At 69.1% G+C, this 26,044-nt stretch carries 19 protein-coding genes; 14 read left to right on the top strand and 5 right to left on the bottom strand.

The features are described from left to right. Positions 1-14 precede the first annotated feature (14 nt). The 4 genes from acnA (at position 15) to IPG05_04205 (ending at position 6,141) form a co-directional block, all read left to right on the top strand. On the top strand, positions 15-2,783 hold the full coding sequence (gene acnA, locus IPG05_04190) for an aconitate hydratase AcnA (protein MBK6494291.1): 2,769 nt from the start codon (positions 15-17) through the stop codon (positions 2,781-2,783). Between the two features lies 1 nt (position 2,784). After that, positions 2,785-3,546, top strand: a complete 762-nt coding sequence (locus IPG05_04195) for an HAD hydrolase family protein (protein MBK6494292.1) — start codon at positions 2,785-2,787, stop codon at positions 3,544-3,546. Continuing rightward, positions 3,497-4,576: a glycosyltransferase gene (locus IPG05_04200; protein MBK6494293.1), complete on the top strand. Its 1,080-nt coding sequence runs from the start codon at positions 3,497-3,499 to the stop codon at positions 4,574-4,576. Before IPG05_04195 ends, IPG05_04200 begins: the two co-directional genes overlap by 50 nt. Positions 4,577-4,656: 80 nt before the next feature. Continuing rightward, the gene (locus IPG05_04205; GenBank protein MBK6494294.1) at positions 4,657-6,141 is read left to right on the top strand and encodes a hypothetical protein; all 1,485 of its coding nucleotides are present in this window, start codon (positions 4,657-4,659) and stop codon (positions 6,139-6,141) included. Here IPG05_04205 and IPG05_04210 read toward each other — a convergent pair. The 5 genes from IPG05_04210 to IPG05_04230 form a co-directional block, all read right to left on the bottom strand. Beyond that, positions 6,116-6,514: a hypothetical protein gene (locus IPG05_04210; GenBank protein MBK6494295.1), complete on the bottom strand. Its 399-nt coding sequence runs from the start codon at positions 6,512-6,514 to the stop codon at positions 6,116-6,118. The two genes, IPG05_04205 and IPG05_04210, sit on opposite strands and share 26 nt — an antisense overlap. Positions 6,515-6,610: 96 nt before the next feature. Next, positions 6,611-7,498, bottom strand: coding sequence for an RNA polymerase sigma factor RpoD/SigA (locus IPG05_04215; GenBank protein ID MBK6494296.1), 888 nt, complete (start codon positions 7,496-7,498; stop codon positions 6,611-6,613). A gap of 313 nt (positions 7,499-7,811) precedes the next feature. Then, entirely contained in the window at positions 7,812-9,194 is a 1,383-nt protein-coding gene (locus IPG05_04220; protein MBK6494297.1) for an NAD(P)(+) transhydrogenase (Re/Si-specific) subunit beta, read from the bottom strand. Continuing rightward, positions 9,194-9,496, bottom strand: coding sequence for an NAD(P) transhydrogenase subunit alpha (locus IPG05_04225; protein MBK6494298.1), 303 nt, complete (start codon positions 9,494-9,496; stop codon positions 9,194-9,196). The genes IPG05_04220 and IPG05_04225 overlap by 1 nt, the downstream gene beginning before the upstream one ends. Positions 9,497-9,509: 13 nt before the next feature. Then, positions 9,510-10,604: an NAD(P) transhydrogenase subunit alpha gene (locus IPG05_04230; protein MBK6494299.1), complete on the bottom strand. Its 1,095-nt coding sequence runs from the start codon at positions 10,602-10,604 to the stop codon at positions 9,510-9,512. Positions 10,605-10,740: 136 nt separating this feature from the next. Here IPG05_04230 and IPG05_04235 point away from each other — a divergent pair, with 136 nt between their 5' ends. From IPG05_04235 to IPG05_04280, 10 genes are all read left to right on the top strand, one after another. Next, on the top strand, positions 10,741-13,245 hold the full coding sequence (locus tag IPG05_04235) for an aspartate kinase (protein ID MBK6494300.1): 2,505 nt from the start codon (positions 10,741-10,743) through the stop codon (positions 13,243-13,245). Then, positions 13,242-14,168 (top strand): homoserine kinase, encoded by a 927-nt coding sequence (locus IPG05_04240; GenBank protein MBK6494301.1) that lies wholly within the window; start codon positions 13,242-13,244, stop codon positions 14,166-14,168. The genes IPG05_04235 and IPG05_04240 overlap by 4 nt, the downstream gene beginning before the upstream one ends. Then, positions 14,165-15,466 (top strand): threonine synthase, encoded by a 1,302-nt coding sequence (locus IPG05_04245; protein ID MBK6494302.1) that lies wholly within the window; start codon positions 14,165-14,167, stop codon positions 15,464-15,466. Before IPG05_04240 ends, IPG05_04245 begins: the two co-directional genes overlap by 4 nt. Before the next feature lie 89 nt (positions 15,467-15,555). Further along, entirely contained in the window at positions 15,556-16,407 is an 852-nt protein-coding gene (locus tag IPG05_04250; GenBank protein ID MBK6494303.1) for a PEP-CTERM sorting domain-containing protein, read from the top strand. A gap of 52 nt (positions 16,408-16,459) precedes the next feature. Further along, entirely contained in the window at positions 16,460-17,956 is a 1,497-nt protein-coding gene (locus tag IPG05_04255) for a phospholipid carrier-dependent glycosyltransferase (protein MBK6494304.1), read from the top strand. 26 nt (positions 17,957-17,982) lie between these two features. After that, positions 17,983-20,058 carry a cellulose biosynthesis cyclic di-GMP-binding regulatory protein BcsB gene (locus IPG05_04260; protein ID MBK6494305.1) on the top strand — a complete coding sequence of 692 codons (2,076 nt, stop codon included), beginning with the start codon at positions 17,983-17,985 and terminating at the stop codon, positions 20,056-20,058. Next, entirely contained in the window at positions 20,036-21,880 is a 1,845-nt protein-coding gene (locus IPG05_04265; protein ID MBK6494306.1) for a glycosyltransferase, read from the top strand. The genes IPG05_04260 and IPG05_04265 overlap by 23 nt, the downstream gene beginning before the upstream one ends. Continuing rightward, positions 21,846-23,237, top strand: coding sequence for a hypothetical protein (locus tag IPG05_04270; GenBank protein ID MBK6494307.1), 1,392 nt, complete (start codon positions 21,846-21,848; stop codon positions 23,235-23,237). Before IPG05_04265 ends, IPG05_04270 begins: the two co-directional genes overlap by 35 nt. Next, positions 23,234-24,037: a hypothetical protein gene (locus tag IPG05_04275; GenBank protein ID MBK6494308.1), complete on the top strand. Its 804-nt coding sequence runs from the start codon at positions 23,234-23,236 to the stop codon at positions 24,035-24,037. The genes IPG05_04270 and IPG05_04275 overlap by 4 nt, the downstream gene beginning before the upstream one ends. A 69-nt stretch (positions 24,038-24,106) precedes the next feature. Beyond that, positions 24,107-26,029, top strand: a complete 1,923-nt coding sequence (locus tag IPG05_04280) for an ATP-binding cassette domain-containing protein (GenBank protein MBK6494309.1) — start codon at positions 24,107-24,109, stop codon at positions 26,027-26,029. The last annotated feature ends 15 nt before the right edge of the window (positions 26,030-26,044 follow it).

The following is a 26,044-nucleotide window of genomic DNA, read 5'->3' on the forward strand; positions in this document are numbered from 1 at the left end:
GGAAGCCGACGAATATGAGCCATCCTGATCCGTTCCAGAGCCGCACGACCCTGACCGTTGGCGGGAAGACGGCCGTGGTCCACTCCCTCCCCGCCTTCGCCAAGCAGGCCGGGATCAACCTGGATCGCCTCCCCTTCTCGATCCGCGTGCTGCTCGAGAACGCCTTGCGGCACGTGGGTCGCGGCTTCGTGACCGAGGACCATGTGCGCGCGCTCGGCGGCTGGACGCCCGCCGCCGCCGGCAAGGGGGAGATCCCCTTCATGCCCGCGCGCGTGGTGCTGCAGGACTTCACCGGCGTGCCGTGTGTGGTCGACCTCGCCGCGATGCGCGATGCGATGGCCCGGATGGGTGGTGACCCGGCACGGATCAATCCCGTCGTCCCCTGCGACCTGGTCATCGACCACTCGGTGCAGGTGGACCACTACGGCACTCCGGAGGCGTTCAAGCTGAACGTGGCGCTGGAGTTCGAGCGCAACACCGAGCGCTATCAGCTGCTCAAGTTTGCCCAGCGCGCCTTCGAGAACTTCCGCGTGGTCCCGCCGGGCACCGGCATCGTGCACCAGGTGAACCTCGAGTATCTCTCGCCGTGCATCCAGCTCCGTGACCAGTACGGCGAACTGACCGCCTACCCCGACACGCTGGTCGGCACCGACTCGCACACCACGATGATCAACGGCCTCGGCGTGATGGGCTGGGGCGTCGGCGGCATCGAGGCGGAGGCGGTGATGCTCGGCCAGCCCTACTTCATGGTGATGCCGGAAGTGATCGGCATGAAGCTCACGGGCACGCTGCCGCCGGGCTGCACCGCCACCGACCTGGTCCTCACCGCGACGCAGCGCCTGCGTGCGCGCGGCGTGGTCGACAAGTTCGTCGAGTTCTTCGGTCCGGGCCTCTCGGCGTTGCCGCTCGCTGATCGCGCGACGCTCGCCAACATGGCGCCCGAGTACGGCGCGACGATGGGCTTCTTCCCGATCGACGCCGAAACGGTCCGCTACCTCGAGCGCACCGGTCGTGACCCGGAGACGGTGGCACTGGTCGAGGCCTACTGCCGGGCGCAGGGGATGTGGCATACCGCCGACGCCGGCGACCCGGACTTCTCCGACGTGCTCGAGCTCGACCTGGGCAGCGTCGTGCCGAGCGTCGCCGGCCCGAAGCGGCCGCAGGATCTGGTGGCGCTCACCGACTTGCGCCGCAACTTCGCCACCTCGCTGCCGGGCCTGATGATGCCGACCGTGCCGGTCGAGCGGCGGGCCCAGGCCGAGGCGGCGATGCAGGAATGGAGCAACGAGGGCGGCGCCACGGCGACGGTCACGACCGAGTCGACCAGCTACGACTGCGAACTCGACGGCGAACAGTTCGACCTGCACGACGGCGCCGTGGTGATCGCCGCGATTACGTCGTGTACCAACACCTCCAATCCGTCGGTGATGGTCGGCGCAGGGCTGCTCGCCAAGAAGGCCGTGGCGAAGGGGCTGCAGCGCCGGCCGTGGGTCAAGTCGTCGATGGCGCCGGGCTCGCGCGTGGTCACCGACTACCTCGATCGCGCGGGGCTGTCGACGTACCTGGATCAGCTTGGTTTCCAGACCGTCGGCTACGGCTGCACCACCTGCATCGGCAACAGCGGGCCACTGCCGGAGTCGATCGGCAAGGCGATCGAAGAGCACTCGCTCGTCGCCGCGTCGGTGCTCTCGGGCAACCGCAACTTCGAGGCGCGCGTGCACCCGCTGGTGCGTGCCAACTACCTGATGTCGCCGATGCTGGTGGTGGCGTTCGCCCTGCTCGGCCGGGTCAACGCCGATCTCGACCGGGAACCGCTCGGCATCAGCAACGATGGGACGCCGGTCTTCCTGCGCGACATCTGGCCGACCCCGCAGGAGATCAGCGAGACGCTTGCCACCGCCCTCGGCCCGGATCTCTTCCGGAATCAGTACGGGGCGGTCTTCGCTGGCGACGCGCAGTGGCAGGCGCTCGACGTGCCGGGCGGATCGCGCTTCGCGTGGGCGCCGGGCTCCACCTACGTGCAGGAGCCGCCGTTCTTCCAGGGACTCGCCCCCGAGGCGCACACCCTCACCGACATCACCGGGGCGCGCGTCCTCGCCGTCCTCGGCGACTCGGTCACCACCGACCACATTTCGCCGGCCGGTGCCATCCCGAAGAACGGGCCCGCGGCCAAGTACCTGCGCGAGCACGGCATCGAGCAGCCCGACTGGAACACTTTCGGCGCGCGCCGGGGCAGCCACGACGTCATGATGCGCGGCACCTTCGGCAACGTCCGCATCAAGAACCGCCTCGTGCCCGAGAAGGAAGGCAACTGGACGCGCTTTCTGCCGACCGACGAAGTGATGAGCATCTATGACGCGGCGATGGAGTACGCCAAGGTCGGTACGCCGCTCGTCCTGCTGGTCGGCAAGGAGTACGGCACCGGCTCGTCGCGCGACTGGGCGGCGAAGGGCACGACGCTGCTCGGCGTGAAGGCGGTGATTGCGGAGAGCTATGAGCGGATCCACCGCTCGAACCTCGTCGGCATGGGCGTGCTGCCCCTCGGCTTCGAGCCGGGGCAGAGCGCGGCGTCGCTCGGCCTCACCGGCACCGAGGTGATCAGCATCACCGGCGTCGGCAGCATCGCGCCGGGCGGGCGTGTCACCGTCACGGCGACGGATGCGGCGACCGGGAAGGTCACCAGCTTCCAGGCGGTGGTCCGGTTGAATTCGCCGGTGGAACTGGAGTACCTGCAGCATGGCGGCATCCTGCCGCGCGTGTTGCGGATGTTCGCGAAGGGATAGCATGACCACGCGCTGGATCGTCACCGATCTCGACGGCACGCTGCTGGACGAGACGGAACGGTGCCCGCTCAGTCCGAGGTTCCTCGCCGAGGTCAGTGCGACGCATCGCGTCGTGCTGGCCTCGAGTCGTACCGTCGAGGAGATCCGCGACGTGGCGGCGGCGCTCGGCTGGCCCGCCGTGCCCTGCATCGCGGAGGACGGACAGGTCGTGGTGGACGCGTCGGGACGGGTCGAGGTGCTCGGCATGACGACCGCGACGCTGCTCGCACGCCTGGATTCCCTGCCGCTCGGTGAGTCGGTGCGCGCCGTGATGCAACCGCTCCCCGCGCGTCTCGCGAGTATCCTCATCCCCGCCGAGGCCGCGTCACAGTTTGCCCACGGGGTTCCGGATGTTGGAATTCGGGTTACCATGGGAGGACGGTGGGCAACGATCACCGATGCAGCATGGAACAAGGGCCGCGCCGCCACGCGCCTCATGCACCACGCGCACGCCGCCGAGTGGACGGCGATCGGCAACGGCGCCAATGATCACTCACTGCTGTCGACGGCACACCAGCGCTTCGCCATCCGCGAGGCGGACGGTACCCACCACCCGCTGTTGGCGACGATTCCCGGCGTCGTCCTCCTGACCCACCTCGGCCCGCTGGGCTGGCCCGAGATGGTGTCCCTGCTGCCGACCACCCCGATGCTCCCCGCGGAGCCGGAGGGCCGACATGCTCCATCCTCGCTGGACCATCACCGCCCTCACGATTCCGGGGCGTGAGGAGTATCTCCGTCAGCTGATCGAGTCGCTCGACGCGCTCACGGTGCCGGGCGGCGCACGCCTCACCGTGGTCTACAACAAGCCGATTCGCGACGGGCAGGATGCCATCGAACAACGGGTGCGCGGCTGGTCCAAACGCCACGCCTGCGACGTCTTCTTCAACAACGGCGACCCGACGATCAGTGGCGGGCGCAACTTCCAGCTCAACGTCTGCAAGACGCCCTTGCTCTGTTTCGTCGATGACGACGTCACGGTGCACGGCGACCTCTTCCCGACGCTCGAAGCGGCCCTCCGCACGGTGCCCGCGGGCATCGTCGGTGCGCGCTCCTACGTGGAAGGAAGCGACGTGCTGTTCAAACCGCGCGACGAGACGCCGCACGTGATTGCGCCGGAGTTCCGCTACATGTCCGTGCAGGGAATGCTCGCGGCCGGTTACACCAACCTCTTCCGCGATGTTGGCGGCTTCAACCATCGCCGACGCTTTTGGGGCGAGTGGACCGAGCTCAATCTGCGGATGTGGCGACACGGCTTCCCGACCGGCTACGTCATGGACGGTGGCTACCTGCGGCACTGGGAGAAGGCGCCGGAATCCCCGACGCGCAACATGGAAGGCCGCGCGCGCCATGTGCTCTGGGGGCTGATCTGCACCGCGATGGAGTACGACGCGGTCGATATCTCATCGGCGACCGCCTCCTTCTGGCAACTCGTCGAGGAGCGCTATCTCCCCTACTCATTCGGTGAGACGCTGACGAACGGCGAACTCCTCCGCGCCACGCTCGAACTGCTGCCGGAACTCTCCGCCTCGATGCCGGCGATCATGGCCCAACGCCTGGACTCGGCGTCGCATCCGTTCGACTTCAAGCCCTTCCACCCGATCGATGCGGCGGACGTGCAACGGGTCCTCCCGTCGGCGAAGAAGAAGATCCTCCCCTACCGCGAGGCGGTGTGGGCCCGGCCCTCCGCAACGCGACGGCTGTTGTCAGGGCTCTGGCGGAAAGTGCGGGGAGGGCGGAAGACGCCGCGCGGCTGAACTTTTCGTGCCATTGATGCAACGTGAAACTCGAGGCCGCCGGAGTCCGTTTCGGAAGGGTCCCCGGCCCTGGACCACCGATGCCCGCCCGACCCAGTCGTCTCCGCCGCCGCCTCGCTTTCCTCCTCGCCCCCGCCGCCGTGGCCACGCTCGGCTGGGTCGGGTGGGACCGCGTCACCTACGATCCTGCCCCCTTCCTCGCTGACCTGCAGGCGCTCGAGGACTCGACCGCGGCCGGCTATGCCAACTTCGAATGGCAGATGGCCCGGGGTGTGGTCGATCCGGTCGCACTGCATCGCAACAGCGAGATCGCGATCCGCGACGCCCGCTCGCGACGCACGGCGCGCGCGGCCCTGATCGATTTCGCGGCGGCCTTCAAGGACGGTCACTATCAGGTCAGCCGCCCGACGCCATCGGCGGTGCGCTGGGTGGAGCGGGTGGTCACCGGACGCCGCGGCGAGCCGCCGCTGGTCACCGCCACGGCCGCTGCGGGCTGTGCCGCGCTCGGCTACCGCGACGATCGCTCCGCCTCCCGGCTCACCTCGGCCGACAACTACCAACCGATCGGCACGACGGACGCCGCCTTCGCCACCGGCACGATCGGCGAGGGCGCGGATCGCCTCGGCGTGCTGAGGATCGATGCCTTTGGAGTGGATCGCTTCGGCACCATCTGCGAAGGAGTCTGGCCGGCGGCGACCAGGGGCGACGCCGGTCCCCGGTGCGAGGAGCGCTGCCAGGATCGCCTCTGGCTCGCGACCTCCGACTCGCTGCTGGCCGAGTTGACGCGCAGCATTCTCCGGCTCAAGGAGGCGGGCGCGACGGCACTCGTCGTGGACCTGAGCGGCAATGGTGGCGGCAACGACTGGGTCACGCCGGCCGCTCGCCTCTTTACGGCGAAGCCGCTACTCGGCCATCGCGCGGGGCTCGTGCGACATAGGCACCACGTCGCCCCGCTCGAGGCGGAGATTGCCGAATTGCAGGCCGCTGCGGCGACGACGACCGACACCGCGTGGCACCGAGTGGTGGAGGGTGGTCTCGTGCGTGCGCGCGCCCAGCTCACGGCCGTCCGCACCCCGTGCGACCGGCGACCGCTCTGGCTCCGACCGCCGCTGCCGAACGCCTGCACGCAGCTGGCCACCGAGGGGTACACCACCGGCTTCGTCGAGTACCTGCCAGCCACTGCGCGCGAGATGCCAGGCGCGGCGAGCCTCTTCCATCCACTCGCCTTTCGCTATGAGGAGGGCGTGTGGCAGGGGCCACTCGTGCTGCTCGTGGATGGCGGCACCGCGTCGGCAAGCGAAGAGTTCGTGGTGGCACTGCGGGATGCGGGCGCGGCGCGCGTGGTCGGCGAACGCACGTATGGCGCGGGGTGCGGCTACACCAACGGCGGCATCGGCTTCACCTTGCCCCACAGCGGACTCAAGGTGAAGATGCCGGATTGTGCGCGGATTCGATTCGATGGAACGAACGAGGTGAGTGGTGTGACGCCCGACATGACCGTCGCGGCGGGCGTCGACCTGGCGGGGCTGGTGTCCGCGATCAGGGGCGCTTTGCGAACACCATAGTGGCCTTGGCCACTTCCTCGCCATCGGCGGAGAGGGTGCGGGCAACCGAGAGCGTTGCCCCGTCCGCGCCCTTGGTGAGGCGGTCGACCTGGATGATCGCCATCTCCTGGATCTCGGAGGTGATCGTCACGACCATCGTGGCTCCTTCCCAGCTGATCGCGTAGTTCGCCTCGCGAGTCGTCCCATCAGGCTGGGGCGCCTTGTTGAGCCACTGCTTGCCGTCCATCCCGACGGTGACCTTCGAGCTCAGCGCCGCACTGCCCGCCTCGTACGTCGTCTCGCGGCCCCAGACCAGCGTGTCGCCACGCTGCGCGATCGTCCAGACGACCGCCGACGGGAGGGCACTTCCCTCGGACTCCGGAACGCGCCGCATCCATCGTCCAGGTGCCGACGAAGCTCGGCTTGGCGGCCTGCGCCGACACGGGGGCCGCGAACGCGATCAGCGCCACCGCAACCAAGAGGCGGCGCATCAGACCACCAGATCCTTGAGCTTCTCGCCCGTCTCCCCTTCGCGGAGCCGAATCAGCGCCCGATCACGCAGCTGACGGATCCGCTCGCGGGTCACACCCATCATCCGACCGATTTCCTCAAGCGTGCGCGGCTGGCCGTCGTCGAGCCCGAAGTAGAGGCGCAACACCTTGGCATCGCGCGGCGGCAACGAGTCGAGCGCGGCCTCGATGTCGGCGCTCTGCGAGCTCGCCATCGTGTGCGCGTCGGTCCCTTCCTGCTCGGCGAGCGCGAAGCGCTCCATCCGCTCGTTGCCATCGCCATCCCGCGTCGGATGGTCGAGCCGCACCGCTTCGGTGTTGAGCGACGACAACGACCGCACCGCTTCCTCGGTCAGGCCAGTGGCGCGGGCCAGCTCTTCCGTCGTCGGCATCCGACCCAGCTTCTCCTTGAGGAGCGTGGTCGTCTTGCCGAGACGCGAGAGGTCGGCGGTGCGGTTGAGGGGGACGCGCACCGGGCGGCCGTGCCGGGCGATCGCCGCCTGCACGGCCTGGCGGATCCACCACACGGCGTAGGAGATGAACTTGACGCCGCGATCCGGGTCGAACTTCCGGGCAGCCGTCATCAGGCCGAGGTTGCCCTCGCCAATCAGGTCGACGAGCGGGACACCCCGGTTCTGGAACTTCTTGGCCACCGACACCACGAAGCGGACGTTGTGGCGGGCGAGCCGCTCCTGAGCCAGGACGTCGCCCTTGAAGGCGCGCCGGGCCAGTTCCATCTCTTCCTCGCGGTTCAGCAGGGGGACTCGGGAGATCTCGTCGAGGTACAGGTCGAGGCTCTCGCGCCCTTCATCCACCGCCCGGGCAATCTGCGCCGGGCGGAGGGACCGCCGCTTCCCGCGGGTACGAATCGTCACGTCGAACTCCTATCAGCTGCCTTCCGGTCGGCCAGCCCATATGGTGGAGCGGCCCGGAGAGGCGAAAGCATCAATAAACCGCAGAAATCTAACGGCCGTAAGCGTTTTACGCAATTATCGTTGCAAGATCTTGTGAAACATGGGCTTGGAACGCGGTTTCAGACGTGAAACGGTGCCCTATCGCTCTTTGTGTTGAACCACCGAATGGACCATTCGGTTCCCGACCGGTATGACGAAGCCCCGGACGCCTTGTAGTAGGAGACGCCCGGGGCCCCGAAAATGTTACATCTCGCCAACTTAGCCCACCCTACAGCGCCTTGATCTCGGCCACCAACTTGGTGAGGGAGGCCTTGGCGTCCCCGAAGAGCATCGCGGTCTTCGGGTCGTAGAAGAGCTCGTTCTCGATCCCGGCAAAGCCGGCGTTCATGCTCCGCTTCAGCACCAGGATGCTGCGAGCCTTGTCGGCGTTGAGAATCGGCATCCCGAAGATCGGCGACCCCGGGTCGCTCCGGGCAGCCGGGTTGACCACGTCGTTGGCGCCCACGACGATGGCCACGTCGCACTGCTCGAACTGGTCGTTGATCTCGTCCATGTCGTACAGGCGGTCGTAGGGGACGTTCGCCTCGGCGAGGATCACATTCATGTGGCCCGGCATCCGCCCCGCCACCGGGTGGATGGCGTACTTCACCTCGCCACCCTTCTTCTCGATCAGCTCGCCCAGCTCGCGGACCACGTGCTGTGCCTGCGCCACCGCGAGGCCGTACCCCGGAATGATGATCACCGAGGAGGCGTACGCGAGCTGCACCGCGACGTCTTCGGCCGTCGTGCTGCGGACGGTCAGGCCGGCCGTACCGGCGGCGTTCGATGCCACCGCCCCGCCGAACGCCCCGAAGAGCACGTTGGAGAGGGAGCGGTTCATTGCCTTCGACATCAGGATCGAGAGCAGCAGGCCGCTGGCGCCATTGAGCGCGCCGCAGATGATCAGCACGTTGTTGCCGATCGCGAAGCCGGTCGCGGAGGCCGCGAGGCCGGCGTAGCTGTTCAGCAGCGAGACGACCACCGGCATGTCGGCGCCACCAATCGGGAGCACCATCAGGATGCCGAGGGCAAAGGAGAGCCCGAGCATCACCCAGAACGCGACGGCGTTGGTCGGATCGTAGATCAGCCAGCCAAAGAGTCCGAAGGTCCCGGCGAGCATCGCGAGGTTGATGAAGTTCTGGAACGGCCAGACGATGGGCCGGCCAGGCAGCACTTCTTGCAGCTTGCCCCACGCCATCACCGAGCCGGTGACGGTGAGGGCGCCGAAGAGCGTCTCGAAGCCGAGGGCGGCCATCGTGCCCGACGAGACACTGTGCCCGAAGTCGAGGACGATCCACTCGTTGATGCCGACCAGCGTCGCCGCGAGCGCGCCGAAGCCGTGCGAGATGGCAACCACCTGCGGCATCGCGGTCATCTGGACCTTGGTGCCGAGCGGAACGCCGATCACCGTGCCGATGATCAGGCCGGCGACGATCCACTCGTAGGTGACGATCTCCTGCACGAAGACAGTGCCGAGGACGGCGAGCAGCATGCCGATCGCGGCCTGGTTCATCCCGGCGCGCGCGCGGTCCGGGTGCGCCAGCGAGCGCAACCCGAGAATGAAGAAGACCGAGGCGGCGAGGTAGGTGGCCTGCGTGAAGAGTTCGCGCATCACTTGCCCCCTTCGGGCTTGTCGGCGCGCTTGAACATCTTCAGCATCCGGTCGGTGATGATGAAGCCGCCCACGACATTGATCATGGCGCAGGCGACGGCGATGCAGCCGAGGATGTTGCTGATCCGGTGGTCGCCGGAGCCGGCCGCGACCAGCGAGCCGACCAGCGAGATGCCGGAGATCGCGTTCGTGGCGGACATCAGCGGTGTGTGCAGCAGGGGCGGGACGCGGCTGATCACCTGGTACCCGACGAAGCCGGCCAGCACGAAGACGTAGAGCTGGATGACGGTGGTGGCGTTCATTCGAGGCCTCGCATCAGCGGAGGGAGCCATCGTGCACGAGGCACATGGCACCGGTGATCTCGTCGGTCACGTCGAGCACCACCTCGCCGTCCTTGCGCAGGTGCTCGATGAGAGTCTGCACGTTGCGCGCGAACATCTGCGACGCATGCAGCGGAAGCGTGCTCGGGAGGTTGAGCGGACCGAGGATGGTGACGCCGCCGTGCACGACGGTCTCGCCCGGCACCGTCAGCTCGCAATTGCCGCCGGTCTCGGCGGAGACGTCGACGATCACCGAACCCGGCTTCATGCTCTCGACCATGACCCGAGTGATGAGGCGTGGCGCAGGACGGCCCGGAATCGCGGCCGTCGAGATGACGAGATCCGAGACCGTGACGGCCCCACCGACGGCCTCGAGCACCTTCTGCTGCTGCTCGTCCGCCAGTTCCTTGGCGTAGCCACCCTTGGTCTCCGCATCACCAGCCACCGCCTCCGGGGCCAGGAACTTCGCGCCCAGCGACAGCACCTGCTCTGCGGCGGCGGCACGCACGTCGAATCCCGTCACGACCGCGCCGAGACGGCGCGCCGTGGCGATCGCCTGCAAGCCCGCCACACCGGCGCCGAGCACCAGGACCTTCGCCGGCGTCAGCGAGCCAGCGGCGGTGGTGAGCATGGGCAGGAAGCGGGCGGAGGCCGACGCGCCGAGCAGCACGGCCTTGTAGCCAGCGACCGTCGCCTGCGACGACAGAATGTCCATCGACTGCGCCCGGGTGATGCGGGGGACCCGCTCCAGGGCGAGAAGGTTCACCTTGCGTTCGGCGCAGGCCGTGAGGCTGGCCTGGGCCGCCTGCCCCACCAGGGCCACGAGGGTTGCGCCGGGTCGGCAGTCCGCGATCGCGGCTGGCTCTGGGACCTGCACCGCGCAGACGAGATCGGCACCACGCGCCGTCGCGGAATCGACGCACTCAGCCCCGACCGCCACGTAGGCGGCGTCGGGGCAATAGGCGGCGTCGCCCGCCCCGCGTTCGATGACCACCGTGGCGCCGGCCTTGATCAACTTGGCCACGGCCTCGGGGGTCAGGGCCACGCGATGCTCCCGTGGCGCCACTTCCTTCAGCACTCCAATACGCATGGTAGAGACCTTCCTCCGGAGCGGGACTGCGCCTGGCGGTAGAGTGACCTGATCGTCCGGTCCGGGGGCCGCGCGCCCGGGCAAGCTACCGGAGGGTCCGTGGACTTTCAACACGAGCGAGGGCAGGATTGTTCAGATGACACCTCGCGCTGCACGCCCGTCGGTCCACAAGTTCGGCGGTGCCTCCCTCGCCGATGCCTCGGCGATCCGGGGCGCTGTCTCGATCATTGCGAGCCGCCCAGCCCCCCGCGTCGTCGTCGTCTCAGCGCTCGCCGGGGTGACCGACCTCCTCCTTGAGATCGTGACCCTGGCCACCGCAGGCGATGCGAACGGCGCCATCGCCCGCGTCGCCGCCTTCCGCGCGCGCCATCACGAGGTGGCTGCCGAGCTCTTCCCGGCACGACAGCGCCCGGCTGTCCTCGGGCCGATCGAAGCGGCCGCCGACGAACTCGAGGCGCTGGCATCGTCGCTCGCCGTCCTCCGCGAGGCCTCCGCCCGCGTCCGCGACCACATCCTGGGCCGCGGCGAGCGCCTCAGCGCGCTGCTCGTCTCCGCCGCGCTGCAGGCTGCCGGCCACCCCGCCACGTTGATCGAACCGGGTGACGTGATCCTCACCGCTGGGCCGTATGGCGGCGCGGTGCCCGACCTCGAGGGGACGCGCCGCGCGGCGCGACGACTCCTCGGCCCGCTGCTGGCGCGCGGGGAGTTGCCGGTCGTCCCAGGGTTCCTCGGACGCGCCCCGGACGACGGCACCGCGACCCTCGGCCGCGGCGGCTCCGATCTCACGGCGACTCTGCTCGCGCGGGCACTCGACGCCTCGCAGGTGACGTTGTGGAAGGACGTACCCGGCTTGCTGACGGCCGATCCGCGAGTGGTCCCCGACGCCCGCTTGCTGCCGCATCTCCACCTCGATGAGGCGGCCGAGTTGGCGTACTACGGGGCGAAGGTGCTGCACCCGCGCGCGCTGCTGCCGCTCGCCGGGCGCCGCATCCCGCTCTTCGTGCGGCCGTTTGCCGAGCCGGACGCGCCCGGGACGGAGATCTCCGCGCGACGCGACGACGACCGCTCGCCGGTGCGCGCCCTCTCGGCGGTGGCCGACCAGGCGCTGGTCACCATCTCGGGCTCCGGCATTCTCGGCGTGCCGGGGATGGCCGCGCGCACCTTCGCCGCACTGCAGGAAGCCGGCATCTCGGTCTCGCTCATTGCGCAGGCGTCGTCGGAATACACCATCGACTTCACCATGCCGGCGTCGGTGTCGACCGAGGCGGTGCAGGTGTTGCGGCGCGCCTTTCGCGCGGAGATCCGCACCGGTGAGATCAACGGCGTCGAGGTCCGCAACCGGATTGCCATCATCGCCATCGTCGGATTGCGCATGGCCGGCCATCCCGGCATCGCGGCGCGCGTCTTCGATGCGCTCGCCGAGGGTGGCGTGAACGTGGTGGCGATTGCGCAGGGTTCAAGCGAGCGCAACATCTCGGTTGCCGTGGACGAGCGCTCCGCCGCCGAGGGACTGCGACGCATTCACGACACCTTCCAGCTCGGCAAGGTCGGCGGCGGGCGCCCGCGGCGTCGTGCCGGCCGTGACGTCGTGTTGCTCGGGGCGGGTACCATCGGGCGTGCCGTGCTCGACCTCCTGGCCGCGCATCCGGCGCGCTTCGAGCGACTGCGCATCGTGGCCGTGGTCGATCGCCGCGGCGCGCTGATCGACGCCGAGGGGCTGTCGCGCGAGACCCTCCTCGCGATCGCCGCCGCGAAGCGCGAGGGCCGATCGCTCGGCGATCTCCCGGGGGCGCGGCATGGCACACCCCGCGAGGTGCTCCACGACCTCACGCATCGCGCCCTGGTGCGGCCGATCCTCGCCGACGTCACGGCCGACGAGACGCTGTCGCTGCTCAAGTACGCCGCCGATGCGGGCTTCGACTTGGTGCTCGCGAACAAGAAGCCGCTGGCGGCCGCCTTCGCCGACGTCGAGGCGCTGCGGGGTGTCATCGCTGCACGAGGGGGCGCCCTCCGCTTCGAGGCGACCGTCGGCGCCGGCCTCCCGACCATCGCCGCGATCGAACAACTCGTCGGCACCGGCGATCGCGTGCGACGCATCGAAGGCTGCCTCTCGGGCACGTTGGGCGTGGTCCTCTCCGCGCTCGAGGCAGGCACGCCGTTCTCGGTCGCCGTCCAGGATGCACTGACGCGCGGCTACACCGAGCCCGATCCGCGCGACGACCTCAGCGGCCTCGACGTGGCGCGGAAGGCGCTGATTCTCGGCCGCATGTTGGGCCAACGACGCGAGTTCGACGCAATCACGCCGGAGTCGCTGGTGCGCCGGGGCGCGTCGCTCTCCGTCGAGAAGTGGTTGAGTGGCCTCGCACGCGACGACGCCTGGTGGGCCGAACGCGCCGCGGCGGCACGCGCCGAGGGCGCCGCGCTGCGCTATGTCGCGGCGGTCACGCCGACCAGCATCGAGGTCGGCCTGCGCGCGGTCCCGCGCGAATCACCACTCGGCCAGCTCCGCGGTGCCGCCAATCAGTTGGTGATCACCTCCGACCGCTATCACGACTCGCCCCTCGTCATCACCGGCCCCGGCGCCGGCCCCGAGGTCACCGCAACAGGGGTCCTCGCCGACCTGCGGGCATTGGCGGGATGACGGCCCGCGAGTCGGTCTCGGTCTTTGCGCCTGGGTCGGTCGGCAATGTCGGCCCCGGCCTCGACATCCTCGGCCTCGCGATTGCCGGCGCGGGTGACACGGTGCGCGCCGAATGGTCCGAGGGGCGCGGCATCGTGGTGCGCGATGCCGGACACCCCGACCTCCCGACCGATCCCACGCGCAACACCGCGGCGATCGCGGCGCAGGCAGTGGTGCGTCGTGCCGGCATTGCTGGCGGGATCGCCCTGCACATCACCAAGGGATTGCCGCTTTCCGGCGGCCAAGGTGGCAGCGCCGCCTCGGCGGTCGCCGGCGCGGTGGCCGCGAACCTTCTCTGTGGGGCCGGGCTCGACCGCAACGCGCTGCTCGAGTGTGCGATGGAGGCCGAGGCGAGCGTCGCCGGGCGCCACGCCGACAACCTGGCGCCATCGCTGCTCGGCGGCCTGGTCCTGGTGCGCAGCGTCGAGCCGATGGATGTCGTGCAACTTCCCCTCCCCGCGTCGCTGCGCGTCGTACTCGTGCAGCCGGAGCAGCGCCTCAATACGCGCGATGCGCGCGCGGTCCTGCCGGCAGACGTTTCTCGTGACATTGCATTGCATCAAGCGGCACACGTGGCGGCGATGGTGGCCGGCGCCTGTCTCGGCGACCTGCAATTGCTCGGACGCGGGCTCGATGATCGCATCGCGGAGCCGGCGCGACGCCGCCTGCTGCCGGGCTTCGAGGAGGCGCAGCGTGCCGCACGCATCGCGGGCGCCCTGGGCGGCTCGATCAGCGGCGCGGGCCCAACCGCCTTCGCGTTGGTCGAGGACGACATCATCGGAGCGCGAGTCCTCGACGCGATGCAACGGGCCTACGCAGCAGCCGGGATGCCGACGAGCGGACGGGTGGCCGAGGTGGACTTTCAGGGAGCGAGGGAGCTGTGAGCGAGGTCCGACAGAGTTGGCAGCGCTGCGACGCATGTGCCGCGGAGTACGACGAGCGCGATGCCGCGCCGCGGTGCCGCGCCTGCGGGGGATTGCTCGCCATCGTGCATACGGCGCCACTGGGCGACGCCCGCGCGATCCGCGCGCGATTCGATGCGGCGTGTTGCGCGCGGCCCAGCCGCACCGCGTCCGGCGTCTGGCGGTTCGCCGAGGTGGTGCTGCCGACGGCCGCGCATGTCGCCGTCACCCACCCTGAGGGGAACACCCCGCTGATCACGCGCACTGCACTCGACGCGTTCGCCGGCGTTGATGAGCTGCTGCTGAAGCACGAGGGACACAACCCGACGGGGTCGTTCAAGGATCGCGGCATGACGGTCGGCGTCACGCAGGCGAAGCGGATCGGCGCCCGAGCGGTGGCGTGCGCCTCGACCGGCAACACGTCCGCCTCGCTCGCCGCGTATGCTGCACAGGCCAGGCTGCCGGCACTCGTCTTCGTGCCCGAGGGGCAGATCGCCCTCGGCAAGTTGACCCAGTCGTTGGCCTACGGCGCACAGACGCTGCTGGTCGAGGGGGACTTTGACGCCTGCCTTCAACTGGTGCAGCACGCGAGTGAGGCGCTGGGCATTTACCTGCTGAACTCGATCAATCCGTTTCGCCTCGAGGGCCAGAAGACCATCGTCCTCGAGATGCTGCAGCAGCTCGCGTGGGACGTGCCGGAGTGGATCGTCCTCCCGGCCGGCAACCTCGGCAACACGGCGGCATTCGGGAAGGCGTTGCTGGAGGCCTACGAGTGGGGGCTGATCCCGCGGCTGCCCCGGCTGGCGGCGATCCAGGCGGAGGGGGCCTCGCCGTTTGCCCAGGCGTTTGCCCGGGACTTCGATCGGCTCGTCCCGATGGCGGCCCATACCGTCGCCACCGCCATCAAGATCGGCGCGCCGGCCAGCTACGACCGGGCGGTTCGAGCGATCCGAGCCACCCATGGCGTGGTCCGCTCGGTCACCGATGCGGAGATCCTGGCGGCCAAGGCGGCGATCGATGCGGCCGGGGTGGGGTGCGAGCCGGCCAGTGCCGCCACCCTTGCCGGGATTCGCCAGCTCCGGGCGGAGGGGGTGATCCGGCCGGGCGAGCGGGTGGTCGGCGTCCTCACCGGGCACGTCCTCAAGGACCCCGGAATTCTGCAGACGATGCACCAGGAGACCGAACCCCCGCCGGCCTGGGCGAATCGCCCGATCCGCATCGCGCCCGAGATTGAGGCGGTCCGCCGTGTTCTCGATGCGGCGCTCGCGGGAGAGGAATGACAATTCTGTAGCGCCGCCGCAACACGTACCTGCTCAGACGGCGCAACACCGCAACAACCTGCGGTGAATCGTGGTGGCTCCAGAGCAACATGTGTTGCATAAGACTCGCTCAGCCAATGGTTTGTGCGCTGGTCCCCGGATCTGGCCCCGGCCTTGCAAATGAGGAGGGGCGAGGCGCCATCCCGGTGCCGAGACCCGAGGTCTATATGCGGTTGTCCACATACGCTCGTTTCCTCGCCCTGACGGCGTTGCTCGTCCCCATGACCCCCCAAGGGGCTTCCGGGCAGCTGCCGGCGAACTTCGGCACCACGACGCCGTTGATCGCGACGGGCGATCCGCTGACGTTCTCGTACTACGGCTGGGAGAACACGACGGTCTACGGTCACACCCTCTGGGCCATGACGGTTGCCGACTACAGCAACAACCTGGGCAGCAACTGTTACGCGTGGGCTGGCGGCGGCAGCTGCACCGGCACGGCGATGTTCACCAAGAACTACGGCGTGGCGACCAATCCATACCTCGTGCAGCCGAACCCCGCCCCGCCGTTGACCTACAACCTCACGTGGCTGGCGGGCAGCGAGCTGGTGCTGGCGCTGCAAGTCAACATGAACAACAACTGGATGTGGTTCTTCTCCGGCGCCGCCTCGCGCAATGCGGATGGTCTCGGCCACGTCGGCTACTTCGGCACCGCCGGGGTCGCGGGCAACCAGGGCGTCGGGGTGATCCCCGGCACCCAGGGCCTGTATGCGTTCGGCTTCGAGGACGTCTACTACAACAACAGCGACTGGGACTTCGACAACGCGATCTTCGCGGTCAACGGCGACGGCATTTCCCCGCCGACCGATGTCGTCCCGGAACCGGCGACGATGACGTTGATCGGGTCCGGCCTGATCGGCCTCGCGGCAGCCCGCAAGCGGCGCCGGATTGCTCCGGATGTCTGATGCACGTGCAGGCGTTCGCGCCGGCACCCAGGCACTCTTGACGAGGCCGGCCATGCAGGCCGGCCTCGTTGCCTTCGTGGCCGGCGTCCTCGCGCAAGTCGTCGCCCATCAACGGCATCTCGTCTTCGCCTTCTGGGATGCGCAGGCACACCTCGACATCGCGCGTCGGGTGGTCGACTCGGTCACCCCGGGCGTGCAGATGCTGGGGACGGTGTGGTTGCCTGTACCGCATCTCCTGCTGTTGCCCTTCACGCTCGTCGACGCCTGGTGGTGGAATGGCCTCGCCGGGGGTCTGGTGGGCCTCGCAGCATTCGTGGTGATCGCCGCCTCGATCCACGACCTGCTGGTTCGTCGGACCGGCGATCCGCGCCTCGCGTGGGTTGGTACCGTGATGGTCGTCGCCAATCCGTCGTTGCTGTACCTGCAGACCACCGCGATGACGGAACCGCTACTCCTCGCCTTCCTCACCGCCTCGGTCGCGGCGCTGGATCGCTGGGCCGATCCTGACCACCCGGGGGGTTCGCTCGGGCTCGCGGGGTGGTGCGCGGCGCTTGCCGTCGGGACACGGTACGATGGCTGGTTCTACGTGATGCTGGCGACCCCGGTCGTCGCGTGGCTGGCCCATCGGCGAGGCGAGGGGTGGTTCCGGGCCGCGTGGCGCTTCGGCTGGCCAAGTGCGGCGATGGTGGCGATCTGGCTCGGCTACAACGCGGCCTACTTCGGCGACCCGCTGGCCTTCCAGCGCGGCGCCTGGTCCGCCCAGAGCCAACAGGCGGCGCTCGCGGCGCAGGGGTTGTTGCCCACCAAGGGCCACCTCGGCGTGGCGACGAACACCTACCTCGGCGCGGTCGGTCTCTCCTCCGGGATGGTGCTCGGCGCTCTCGGACTGCTCGGGTTGCTCGTCCTGCTCCGCCACCCACGCCGCTTTGCGGGCGCCCTGCTGCTCTACGCGGCGCTGCCGTTCAACATCCTGGCGCTGGTGGGCGGGCAGAGCGCGCTCTCCCTGCCGTGGTCCGATCCGCCGGGGTTGGCCAATCTCCGGTATGGCTTGATGCTCCTCCCTGCCCTCGCCGCCGGGATCGTCCTTGCCGCCCGCTCTCTGATGCAGCGCGGGCCGGGCTGGCATCGGGGCACGCTCCTCGCTCTTGGAGTGGTCGTCCTGGCCCAGGGTGGGCTCTGGACCCTTGCGGGGACGCGCCAGATTGGCGCCCTGCGCGAGGGCCTCGCGATCCGCGACGGTGATCCACGGCAGCAGGCCGCCTCGGATTGGCTCGCGGCGCAGTACGATCGGGGCCGCGTCCTCGTCGACCCGGCGGTGAACATCTCGCCACGCAGCCGGATCGCGCTGCGCGACCGGATCTACAGCTGGACGTGGCAACTGGGGCCAGCCGCCTTGGCGGCACCCGATCAGGAGGTCGACTGGGTCATCGTCGACCGCCGTGCCCGACCGAACGTGGTGGCGGATGCCATCACCAACCGCCCGGCCTTTGCGGAGCGATTTGATCGCCGGTTCGAGCAGGATGGACTGGAAATCTGGCGGCGCCGATAGTGCCGCATGACGGAATGGAGGAAGCCGTGACGCACACACGATGGAGTTTGCTCGGCCTGTCCCGCCTGGCGCTGCTGACGGCGACGATGTCGATCGTCGCTTGCGGCACGGGCCGCAAGGAACCCGAGCCCGAAGGCGCGAAGGCGCCGACACCGGCCGCCACCGATTCCCTCGCGGGCACGGCGGCCGCGAGCGCCGGCGGCGGAGTCGCCACGGCCTCCAGCGAGACGCGCCCGACGGTGCTGCCACATGACAGTGCCTGGACGGCAGCGGCCACCACGCCCTTCGGATTGCGACTCGAGGCCATCGGCTACCCCAGTGGCATCACGCTCCTTGGCTCGCTCGACGAAGCCGCGCTCACCATCCCCGTCAATCCCGGACTCGCGCCGACGTCACTCACGCTCACGGTGATTCCGACGCCGGGGATGCCCGCCGCGACCCTGATCCTGCAGCAACGCGATCGCATTCTGGCCCAGCGCGCGCTTTCCGACACGACGACCTCGATCACCTTCCCGCTGACCGGCGTCACCGTGGTCGACGGCCGGGCGAGCCTCTCGCTCGCGCTGGCCGTGCCCGGGCGTGATGTCTGCGAAGCCCAGCGCTACTACCGCACCGTGTTGACGGGCGAGAGCCGCGTGGCCTTCGCCGGTGTCCCGACGGCGCCGGGCGGCATCAACGGCTTCTTCGCCCCGTGGGTCGATACCGTCACCTTCTACCTCGCCGAACAGCCCTCGCTCGACGCGGCCCAGGCCGCGCTCGATGCATCGGCCTTCGTCGCGCGACGCTATCGCGGCATGGCCACCCGCTTCGTGATCAAGCCGCTGCCGGCCGACGGCACGCCGATCACCGAACCGGGCCCGTTCTCGCGCGCCCTGGTCTGGTCGGCGGCGGGCACCACGGCGTTGGTGCAGGAGAACGGCACCCACGGCACCATGCTCGCACTCTCCGCACGCCGCGACGCCCGGCAGTTGTTCACCCTTGCCGACGGCGATGCGCTGGTGGCGGCCAACGGCTTCCGCGGGACGACCGTCTCGCTGGACCACAACACGCCCATTGGTGGGGCCGGCAGCCTGACCTTCGCCGACCTGGGCTTCGCGAGCCGCACCCTCGAGGGCAGCTCGCTGCTCATCGGCGCCTATCCGTTCGCCCTCGCGGACCTCGGCGGCGGCACGATGCCGACGTCGTTCCGCCTTGTCGCTCGCCACTCGGTGCTCCCGCCGAACGGCAACGGCTCGGTGCGCATTCACCTGAACGGGAGCCTGATCCAGTCCCGCGCCCTCGACCGCGCGGCGCTTGATGTCACGGTGCCGTTGCCGACCTATCTGCTGCGTCGTGACAACGTGCTCGAAGTGCGCTTCCAGGTCACCCTTGGCGACGGCGCCTGCGTCCTCGGCGGGTCGGTCTTCACGGCCACCATCGACGAGGCGTCTGCGTTCGTCACCGAACGCGGCGCACCACTCGCGCCGGGCTTCGCTCGCTTCCCGTCGTCGTTCGTCCCGGCGTTCTCGGTCCTGCTCGAGCCGCGCGACCGCTTCCGCGTCGAGTTGGCCGCGGCCACGATCGGCGCGATGCAGCAGACCACGCACACGCCGTTGGCCCCGGCACTCGCACGCGACGCCAAGGAAGCGGTGGGGCCGCTGCTCGCGGTCGGCACCAGCAACCTCGCGGATGTGCTGGTGGCCCCGATTCACTCCGGGGGTTTCCGACTCCGCGACAAGGATGGCCGGCTGTGGGATGAGTTCACGCCGGATGCGCCCTATGCGGCGATGCAGGGCTGGTCGGCGGGAGGCCGGGACATTCTCCTCCTCCACCACACCGGCGACAACGGCATGCCGTTGCAGCAACTGCTGGAGGAGACACTCGCCTCGTACGGCTGGTTCGGGACGCGCGGGGACGTCGTCGTCCGCGGTGTGAACGGGCCGGCGCGGCCGCTGACGCTGGCGAACGCCGGCTGGCGGATCGAACGGCTCCCCGACACCACGTCGAGTTGGCTTGCGCGGTACCGCACCGTGATCCTGGTGGTCTCCGTTCTCGTCGTCCTCGGCCTGCTTTGGTGGCTCTACCCGCGTGTGGTGAGGCGTGAGCTCGACCCGGCTGGGTGATCATCTCGTCCAGCGTGGGCTGATCACCGAGATGCAGCTCGCCGTGGCGCTCCAGCAGCAGGAGCGCACCGGCGAGCGACTCGGCCGTCTGCTCCTGATCCTCGGCAGCATCCGCCGCCTGGATCTGGGGCGCGCCCTCGCCGAGCTCTGGCAACTCCCGTTCATCATGATCACCCCGGAGACGGTGTCGCCGGCGGTGGCGCAGCGCTTCCCGCTCGAGGCGACGCTGAAGTTCCGCGCCGTGCCGATCCGCGACGACGGCACCACGCTCACGGTGGCGGTCGCCGACCAGCCGTCGGCCGACCTGCGCGAGACCCTCGCCGTCGTCTATCCGGGGCGTGTGCTCGACGTGCGGGTCACCACGGAATGGGACATCGACCAGGCGATCGCAATCGCCAACCGCCGCAAGGTGGTCGACACCTCGATCTACGGCCTCTACTTCCGCGACCAGGCGGAGAGCGCCTTCACGGTCTTCACGCTGCCGCAGTACCTGCTCTTCGGCACCGCGCTGATCGCCCTGATGCTCGGGCTCTGGGCCGCGCCGCTGACCACGCTCTTCGCCCTCAACGTCCCGATCACGCTCTTCTTCGTCACGGTGGTGGCGTTCCGCACCGTCGTGGGCGTGAGTGGCGCAGCGGCCGAAACGACGGTGACGATCACCGACGACGAGGTGCAGGCGCTGCGGGATCGCGACCTGCCGTCGTACAGCATCCTGGTGCCGGCCTATCGCGAGGCGGCGGTCATCGGACGCCTGCTCACCTCGCTCAAGGCCCTCGACTATCCCGCCGACAAGCTCGACATCCTGCTGCTGCTCGAGGAGGATGACGCCGATACGCTCGCCGCCGCGAAGGCGGCGTCGCCGGGGGCCAATGTGCGGTTGCTGGTGGTGCCGAGCGGCCAACCGCAGACCAAGCCGAAGGCGTGCAACGTCGGGCTGTTGTTCGCGCAGGGCGAATACCTGGTGATCTACGATGCCGAGGACCAGCCGGAACCGGACCAGCTGAAGAAGGCCGTGCTCGCCTTCCGCCGCGGGCCGAAGGAATTGATCTGCCTGCAGGCCGCGCTGAACTACTACAACTGGAACGAGAACTTCCTCACGCGGATGTTCACGCTCGAGTACTCGTTCTGGTTCGACTACCTGCTGCCGGGGCTCGACAAGTTGCGGATGCCGATCCCGCTGGGCGGCACGAGCAACCATTTCAAGACCCCGGTGCTCCGCGAGCTTGGCGGCTGGGATCCCTTCAACGTCACCGAGGACGCCGACCTCGGCATTCGGGCCGCGATGCACGGCTATCGTGTCGGCATCGTCAATTCGACGACGTACGAAGAAGCGAACAAGCACCTCGGCAACTGGCTCCGGCAGCGCTCGCGCTGGATCAAGGGCTACATGCAGACCGCGCTGGTCTTTTCGCGCGACCCGATCGGCCTGGTGCGCCGCGCCGGGCTGCGGCAGGCGCTGGGCTTCGCGCTGCTGATTGGCGGCACGCCGCTGATCTTTCTCTTCCAGCCGATCTCGATCCTGTTGACGCTGGTGTGGGTGGTGACGCGGACCACCGCGCTCGATCCGCTCTTTCCGCCGGCGATCCTCTATCTCTCGCTCTTCAACCTGCTGCTGGGCAACGCGCTGGCGATCTACATCAACATGTTCGCCGTCTTCAAGCGCCGGCTCCATCCGCTGGTGCTCTTTGCGCTGCTGAATCCGCTCTACTGGATGCTGCACTCGATCGCCTCGTACAAGGCACTCGGCCAGCTCTTCACCCGCCCCTATTACTGGGAGAAGACCACGCATGGTCTCACCAGACACCCCGCCAGCAGCCACTGAGCCGCGCGCGGCCTGGTGGGTCCGGGCGCTGCTGGCCGTGCTGGCCGCAGCCCCGCCCGCGGTTGCGGCGTGGCTGCTGACCGGGGAGGGGTGGCGCAGCGATCCGCACGGCGCCTTCCTGCAGCGGGTGCTCTTCGCGGCCGACCGAGGCCGCCTCGAGTTGCTGGGATTCGAGTATCCGCCCCTGCCCTTTCTGCTGCTGCTGCCATCGCCGACCGATGCGTGGACGATCGTGCTCGGCACCCTCGGCATGGCCGGACTCGCCTGGTGCATCATCGACGAGTGCACTTCCCGGCGCACGCTGCTGCCGTACCTGCTCTTCCTCGCGGTCCTCTGGACACCGCTCGGGCTGCACTTCACCGCCGGCAACTTCAACGAAGGGCTCGGACTCGCGGCGCTCTTCATCGGCTGGCGCCACTATCGGCGCTGGTGGGCGACCCGCAAGACGATTCATGGCCTCTACACGGGACTGTGGCTCGGCCTCGCGTTCTACACCTCGCCGCTCGGCCTCGGCCTCGCGCTGGTGGCCGGTGCCGTGCTGCCCATTCTTTTCCCGCGACTGCAGATCCCGCCGTTCGCGTCGCAGATGGTGCTGCTCGTCTTCCCGGGCTTCGCCGCCACGGTGACGTGGGCCTACCTCTCGTGGATCTTCACCGGACGCGTGGCCTTCCCGTTCACGCCGTGGGAGCGCGCTTCCCCCGACGTGGTGGAAATCCTGCGCTGGACCATTCCCTACCTCGTGGTCTCCGCGATGGCGCTGGCGCGCCCGAAAGCGACCACGGCCGGGATGCTACTGCCCTTCCTCCTGTTGGCGGCCGCGACGACGACCGGCTGGCACTTCTCCCTGGCCTTCGCGGCGATGCTGCTGATGCTGGTGGCGATCGTGGCGTTGCCGCGTGACCTGCCCCGGTGGCAGCGCTGGACACTGGCGGTGATTGGCGGCGCGCAGGCGATTGCCGCGTGGGTCGTGCTGCCGTGGCCGACGCCGACCGATGCCGACCGCCGAGATCGTGCCATCGCGCAGGCACTGGCGGTGGCACCACCACGGAGCATCCTGCTGGATGACCGGTGGGCCGAGGGACTGCTGAAGTGGACGCCCTCGTTTGCGCCGTACCTTACCACGCGCGATACCGGATTCGATATTGCGCTGGCATTGCCAGCCAATGCCGTGCAGTATGTCCTCGTCACGGCCGACGACGATGGGCTGACGCTCGACGCCGATCGTCGCCCGCCGGTGGGCTTCATCGAGGAGTGGAGTTGGAGTGGCTACACGCTGTACCGACGTCCTGCCGCGCCGCGCCTCCCGGTGCGGTTCGATGCCACCATCGTTCCCGAGGCGCGAGGTCCGACCGAATGAACCATCGCCTGTTGATCGCCCTGCTGTTGGCTCCGACCGCGGTGCATGCGCAGTGGACCGTGAAGCCTGGCGGCTGGTTCATGTCACACGGCTTCAATGCGGGCCGCTTTCCGGATCGCTTCTCGGCCGGCCCCGGTGCCACCGAGAATGCCCTCGAGAAGCGCGACTGGGGGATGTACTTCATCTACGGCTGGAAGGAGGGCCTCTCGCTCGGCCTCGGGCAGGGCTATGCCCGGCTCGAGGACAAGCGGAATGGCCAGTCCACCGTCACGACCGGCTTCGGGGCGACCGGCCTCTTCGTGATGAAGCGGCTCGCGCAGGGGAAGGGCGGCATCCTCTCGATCCAGCCTCGAGTCGATATCCCGCTGCTCTACGACACCGAGGCCCGACCGGTGCTCGGGCCCGTGAGCACCGACGCCGAAATCCGGTTGCTTTATGGCAACGGCTTCGGGGCGCTGGGGACGCGCGGCTTCGTGAGCGCCTCGGCGGGTGGGGCGGCCTGGCGCACCGGTGCCGACGAGTTTCGTTATGACCTGACGATCGGCCTCGACGCCGCACCCAGGCTGCTGCTCATGGCGCAGTCGTTCAACGTGGCGGCGTTCCAGGACGGCGGCGTGGCCTACAGCGCCACCAAGGTGGGCGGGTCGGCGGTCTGGAAGGTGTCGAAGGGGGTGGGCATCCAGGCCGGGTACTACGGCGGGATCGCCGGGAAGAACACCGCCCGGGAGCGGACCTTCTCCGTGTCGCTCTGGCTCAACCGGGACGCCCCCTCCGGGGCCGCGGTGCCGGGACCCCGCTAGTTTCCCCCTCCCTCCCCGCGACGCGCGCCCCGCCGTCGCACGGAGGGAGACCCCGGCGTCGGACGTGGCATGGCATTGCTGGCCCTGCAGGACATCACCCTCGCGTTTGGCGCGGCCCCTCTGCTCGATCAGGCCAACCTGGTCATCGAGCGCGGCGAGCGCGTCTGCCTCCTCGGCCGCAACGGCGCCGGGAAGAGCACCGTGATGAAGCTGCTCGACGGCACCATCCGTCCCGACCGCGGCGAACTGGTCCGGCAGACCGGCGTGTCGGTGACCCGGCTCGAGCAGGAAGTCCCCGGCGACGTCGCCGGGACGATGTTCGACATCGTCGCCGATGGCCTCGGTGATGCCGGCCGCCTCCTCGCCAAGTATCAGCACGCCTCGCACCGCGTCGCGACCGACCACAGCGACGCCGCGCTCAACGAGCTCGACCGCCTGCACCACGCCCTCGATGCCGCCAACGCCTGGGAAGTGAAGAGCCGCGTCGAGACGGTGCTCGAGCACCTCGGCCTCGACCCCGAGGCGCCGTTCGCCGCGGCCTCCGGCGGTCGGAAGCGGCAGGCGCTGCTGGCGCGCGCACTGGTCCGCGATCCCGACGTGCTGCTCCTCGACGAACCGACCAACCACCTCGACGTCGAGGCGGTGGAGTGGCTCGAGGAGATCCTGATCGCGCGGAACATCACGCTGGTCTTCGTCACCCACGACCGGACCTTCCTGCGCCGCGTGGCGACACGGATCGTCGACCTCGATCGCGGGCAGTTGATTGATTGGGGCACTGACTACGACACCTACCTCGAACGGAAAGAGGCGGCGCTCGCGAGTCAGGAGAAGGAATGGAGCGAGTTCGACAAGAAGCTCGCCCGCGAGGAAGTGTGGATCCGCACCGGCATCCAGGCGCGGCGGACGCGCAACGAGGGGCGCGTGCGGGCACTCGAAGCGCTGCGCCTGGAGCGCAGCGCTCGCCGGGAGAAGGTCGGCACCGTGCGGCTGCAGGCGCAGGAGGCCGAGCGTTCGGGGCGGCTGGTGATCGAGGCGAAGGGCGTCACCTTCGGCTACGGCGAGCGCACCATCGTGCGCGATCTGACGACCACCATCGCGCGCGGCGATCGGATCGGCCTGATCGGCCCCAACGGTTCGGGCAAGACGACACTCATCCGCCTCCTGCTTGGACAGCTCGAGCCGCAGGAAGGGACGGTCCGCCTCGGCACCAATCTCGAAGTGGCCTACTTCGACCAGCTGCGCGAACAGCTCGACCCCGAGCAGACCGTGGTCAACAGCATCGGCGACGGTACCGAGTTCATCGAGATCAACGGCGCGCGCAAGCACGTGCTCGGCTATCTGCAGGACTTCCTTTTTTCGCCGGAGCGCGCCCGCACGCCGGTGCGCGTGCTCTCCGGTGGTGAGCGCAATCGCCTGCTGCTGGCGCGCCTCTTCACCCGGCGCTTCAACGTGCTGATTCTCGACGAACCGACCAACGACCTCGACATCGAGACGCTGGACCTGCTCGAGGATCTCCTGTCCAACCTGAAGGCGACGCTGCTGGTGGTGAGCCACGATCGTGCCTTCCTCGACAACGTGGTGACCTCCACGCTGGTGATGGAAGGCGGTGGCAAGGTCGGCGAGTATGTCGGCGGCTACAGCGACTGGGCTCGGCAGCGCCAGGCCGTGATTGCGGCGGCCAGCGCAAGCCGGACCGTGAAGGCGACTGCGGCGGCACCAGCGTCGAAGGCCGCCAAGGCGGGCAAGGTGCGTCGGCTCTCCTTCAAGGAGCAGCAGGAGCTTGCCGCACTCCCGGAGCAGATCGACGCCCGCGAGACGGAGAAGTTGCAGCTCTTTGCGACCCTGGCCGACCCGAGCGTGCTCCGCGACGGTGCGGCCGTCGCGACGGCGCGTGCCCGACTCGCCGCGGTCGAACACGCATTGACCCAACTGACCACGCGTTGGGAAGCGCTAGAGACGATTGCCGCGGAATCGGCGGCGGCCGGGCACTGACGAGCGCGGAGCAAC

This window comes from Gemmatimonadota bacterium (genome assembly GCA_016704275.1).
Lineage (GTDB): Bacteria > Gemmatimonadota > Gemmatimonadetes > Gemmatimonadales > GWC2-71-9 > Palsa-1233.

Excerpts from the sequence above, each read along its gene's own strand:
- acnA (MBK6494291.1), top strand. The coding sequence starts at position 15 with ATGAGCCATCCTGATCCGTTCCAGAGCCGCACGACCCTGACCGTTGGC.
- IPG05_04195 (MBK6494292.1), top strand. The coding sequence starts at position 2,785 with ATGACCACGCGCTGGATCGTCACCGATCTCGACGGCACGCTGCTGGAC.
- IPG05_04200 (MBK6494293.1), top strand. The coding sequence starts at position 3,497 with ATGCTCCATCCTCGCTGGACCATCACCGCCCTCACGATTCCGGGGCGT.
- IPG05_04205 (MBK6494294.1), top strand. The coding sequence starts at position 4,657 with ATGCCCGCCCGACCCAGTCGTCTCCGCCGCCGCCTCGCTTTCCTCCTC.
- IPG05_04210 (MBK6494295.1), bottom strand. The coding sequence starts at position 6,514 with ATGCGGCGCGTTCCGGAGTCCGAGGGAAGTGCCCTCCCGTCGGCGGTC.
- IPG05_04220 (MBK6494297.1), bottom strand. The coding sequence starts at position 9,194 with ATGCGCGAACTCTTCACGCAGGCCACCTACCTCGCCGCCTCGGTCTTC.
- IPG05_04225 (MBK6494298.1), bottom strand. The coding sequence starts at position 9,496 with ATGAACGCCACCACCGTCATCCAGCTCTACGTCTTCGTGCTGGCCGGC.
- IPG05_04230 (MBK6494299.1), bottom strand. The coding sequence starts at position 10,604 with ATGCGTATTGGAGTGCTGAAGGAAGTGGCGCCACGGGAGCATCGCGTG.
- IPG05_04235 (MBK6494300.1), top strand. The coding sequence starts at position 10,741 with ATGACACCTCGCGCTGCACGCCCGTCGGTCCACAAGTTCGGCGGTGCC.
- IPG05_04240 (MBK6494301.1), top strand. The coding sequence starts at position 13,242 with ATGACGGCCCGCGAGTCGGTCTCGGTCTTTGCGCCTGGGTCGGTCGGC.
- IPG05_04250 (MBK6494303.1), top strand. The coding sequence starts at position 15,556 with ATGTGTTGCATAAGACTCGCTCAGCCAATGGTTTGTGCGCTGGTCCCC.
- IPG05_04255 (MBK6494304.1), top strand. The coding sequence starts at position 16,460 with ATGCAGGCCGGCCTCGTTGCCTTCGTGGCCGGCGTCCTCGCGCAAGTC.
- IPG05_04270 (MBK6494307.1), top strand. The coding sequence starts at position 21,846 with ATGGTCTCACCAGACACCCCGCCAGCAGCCACTGAGCCGCGCGCGGCC.
- IPG05_04275 (MBK6494308.1), top strand. The coding sequence starts at position 23,234 with ATGAACCATCGCCTGTTGATCGCCCTGCTGTTGGCTCCGACCGCGGTG.
- IPG05_04280 (MBK6494309.1), top strand. The coding sequence starts at position 24,107 with ATGGCATTGCTGGCCCTGCAGGACATCACCCTCGCGTTTGGCGCGGCC.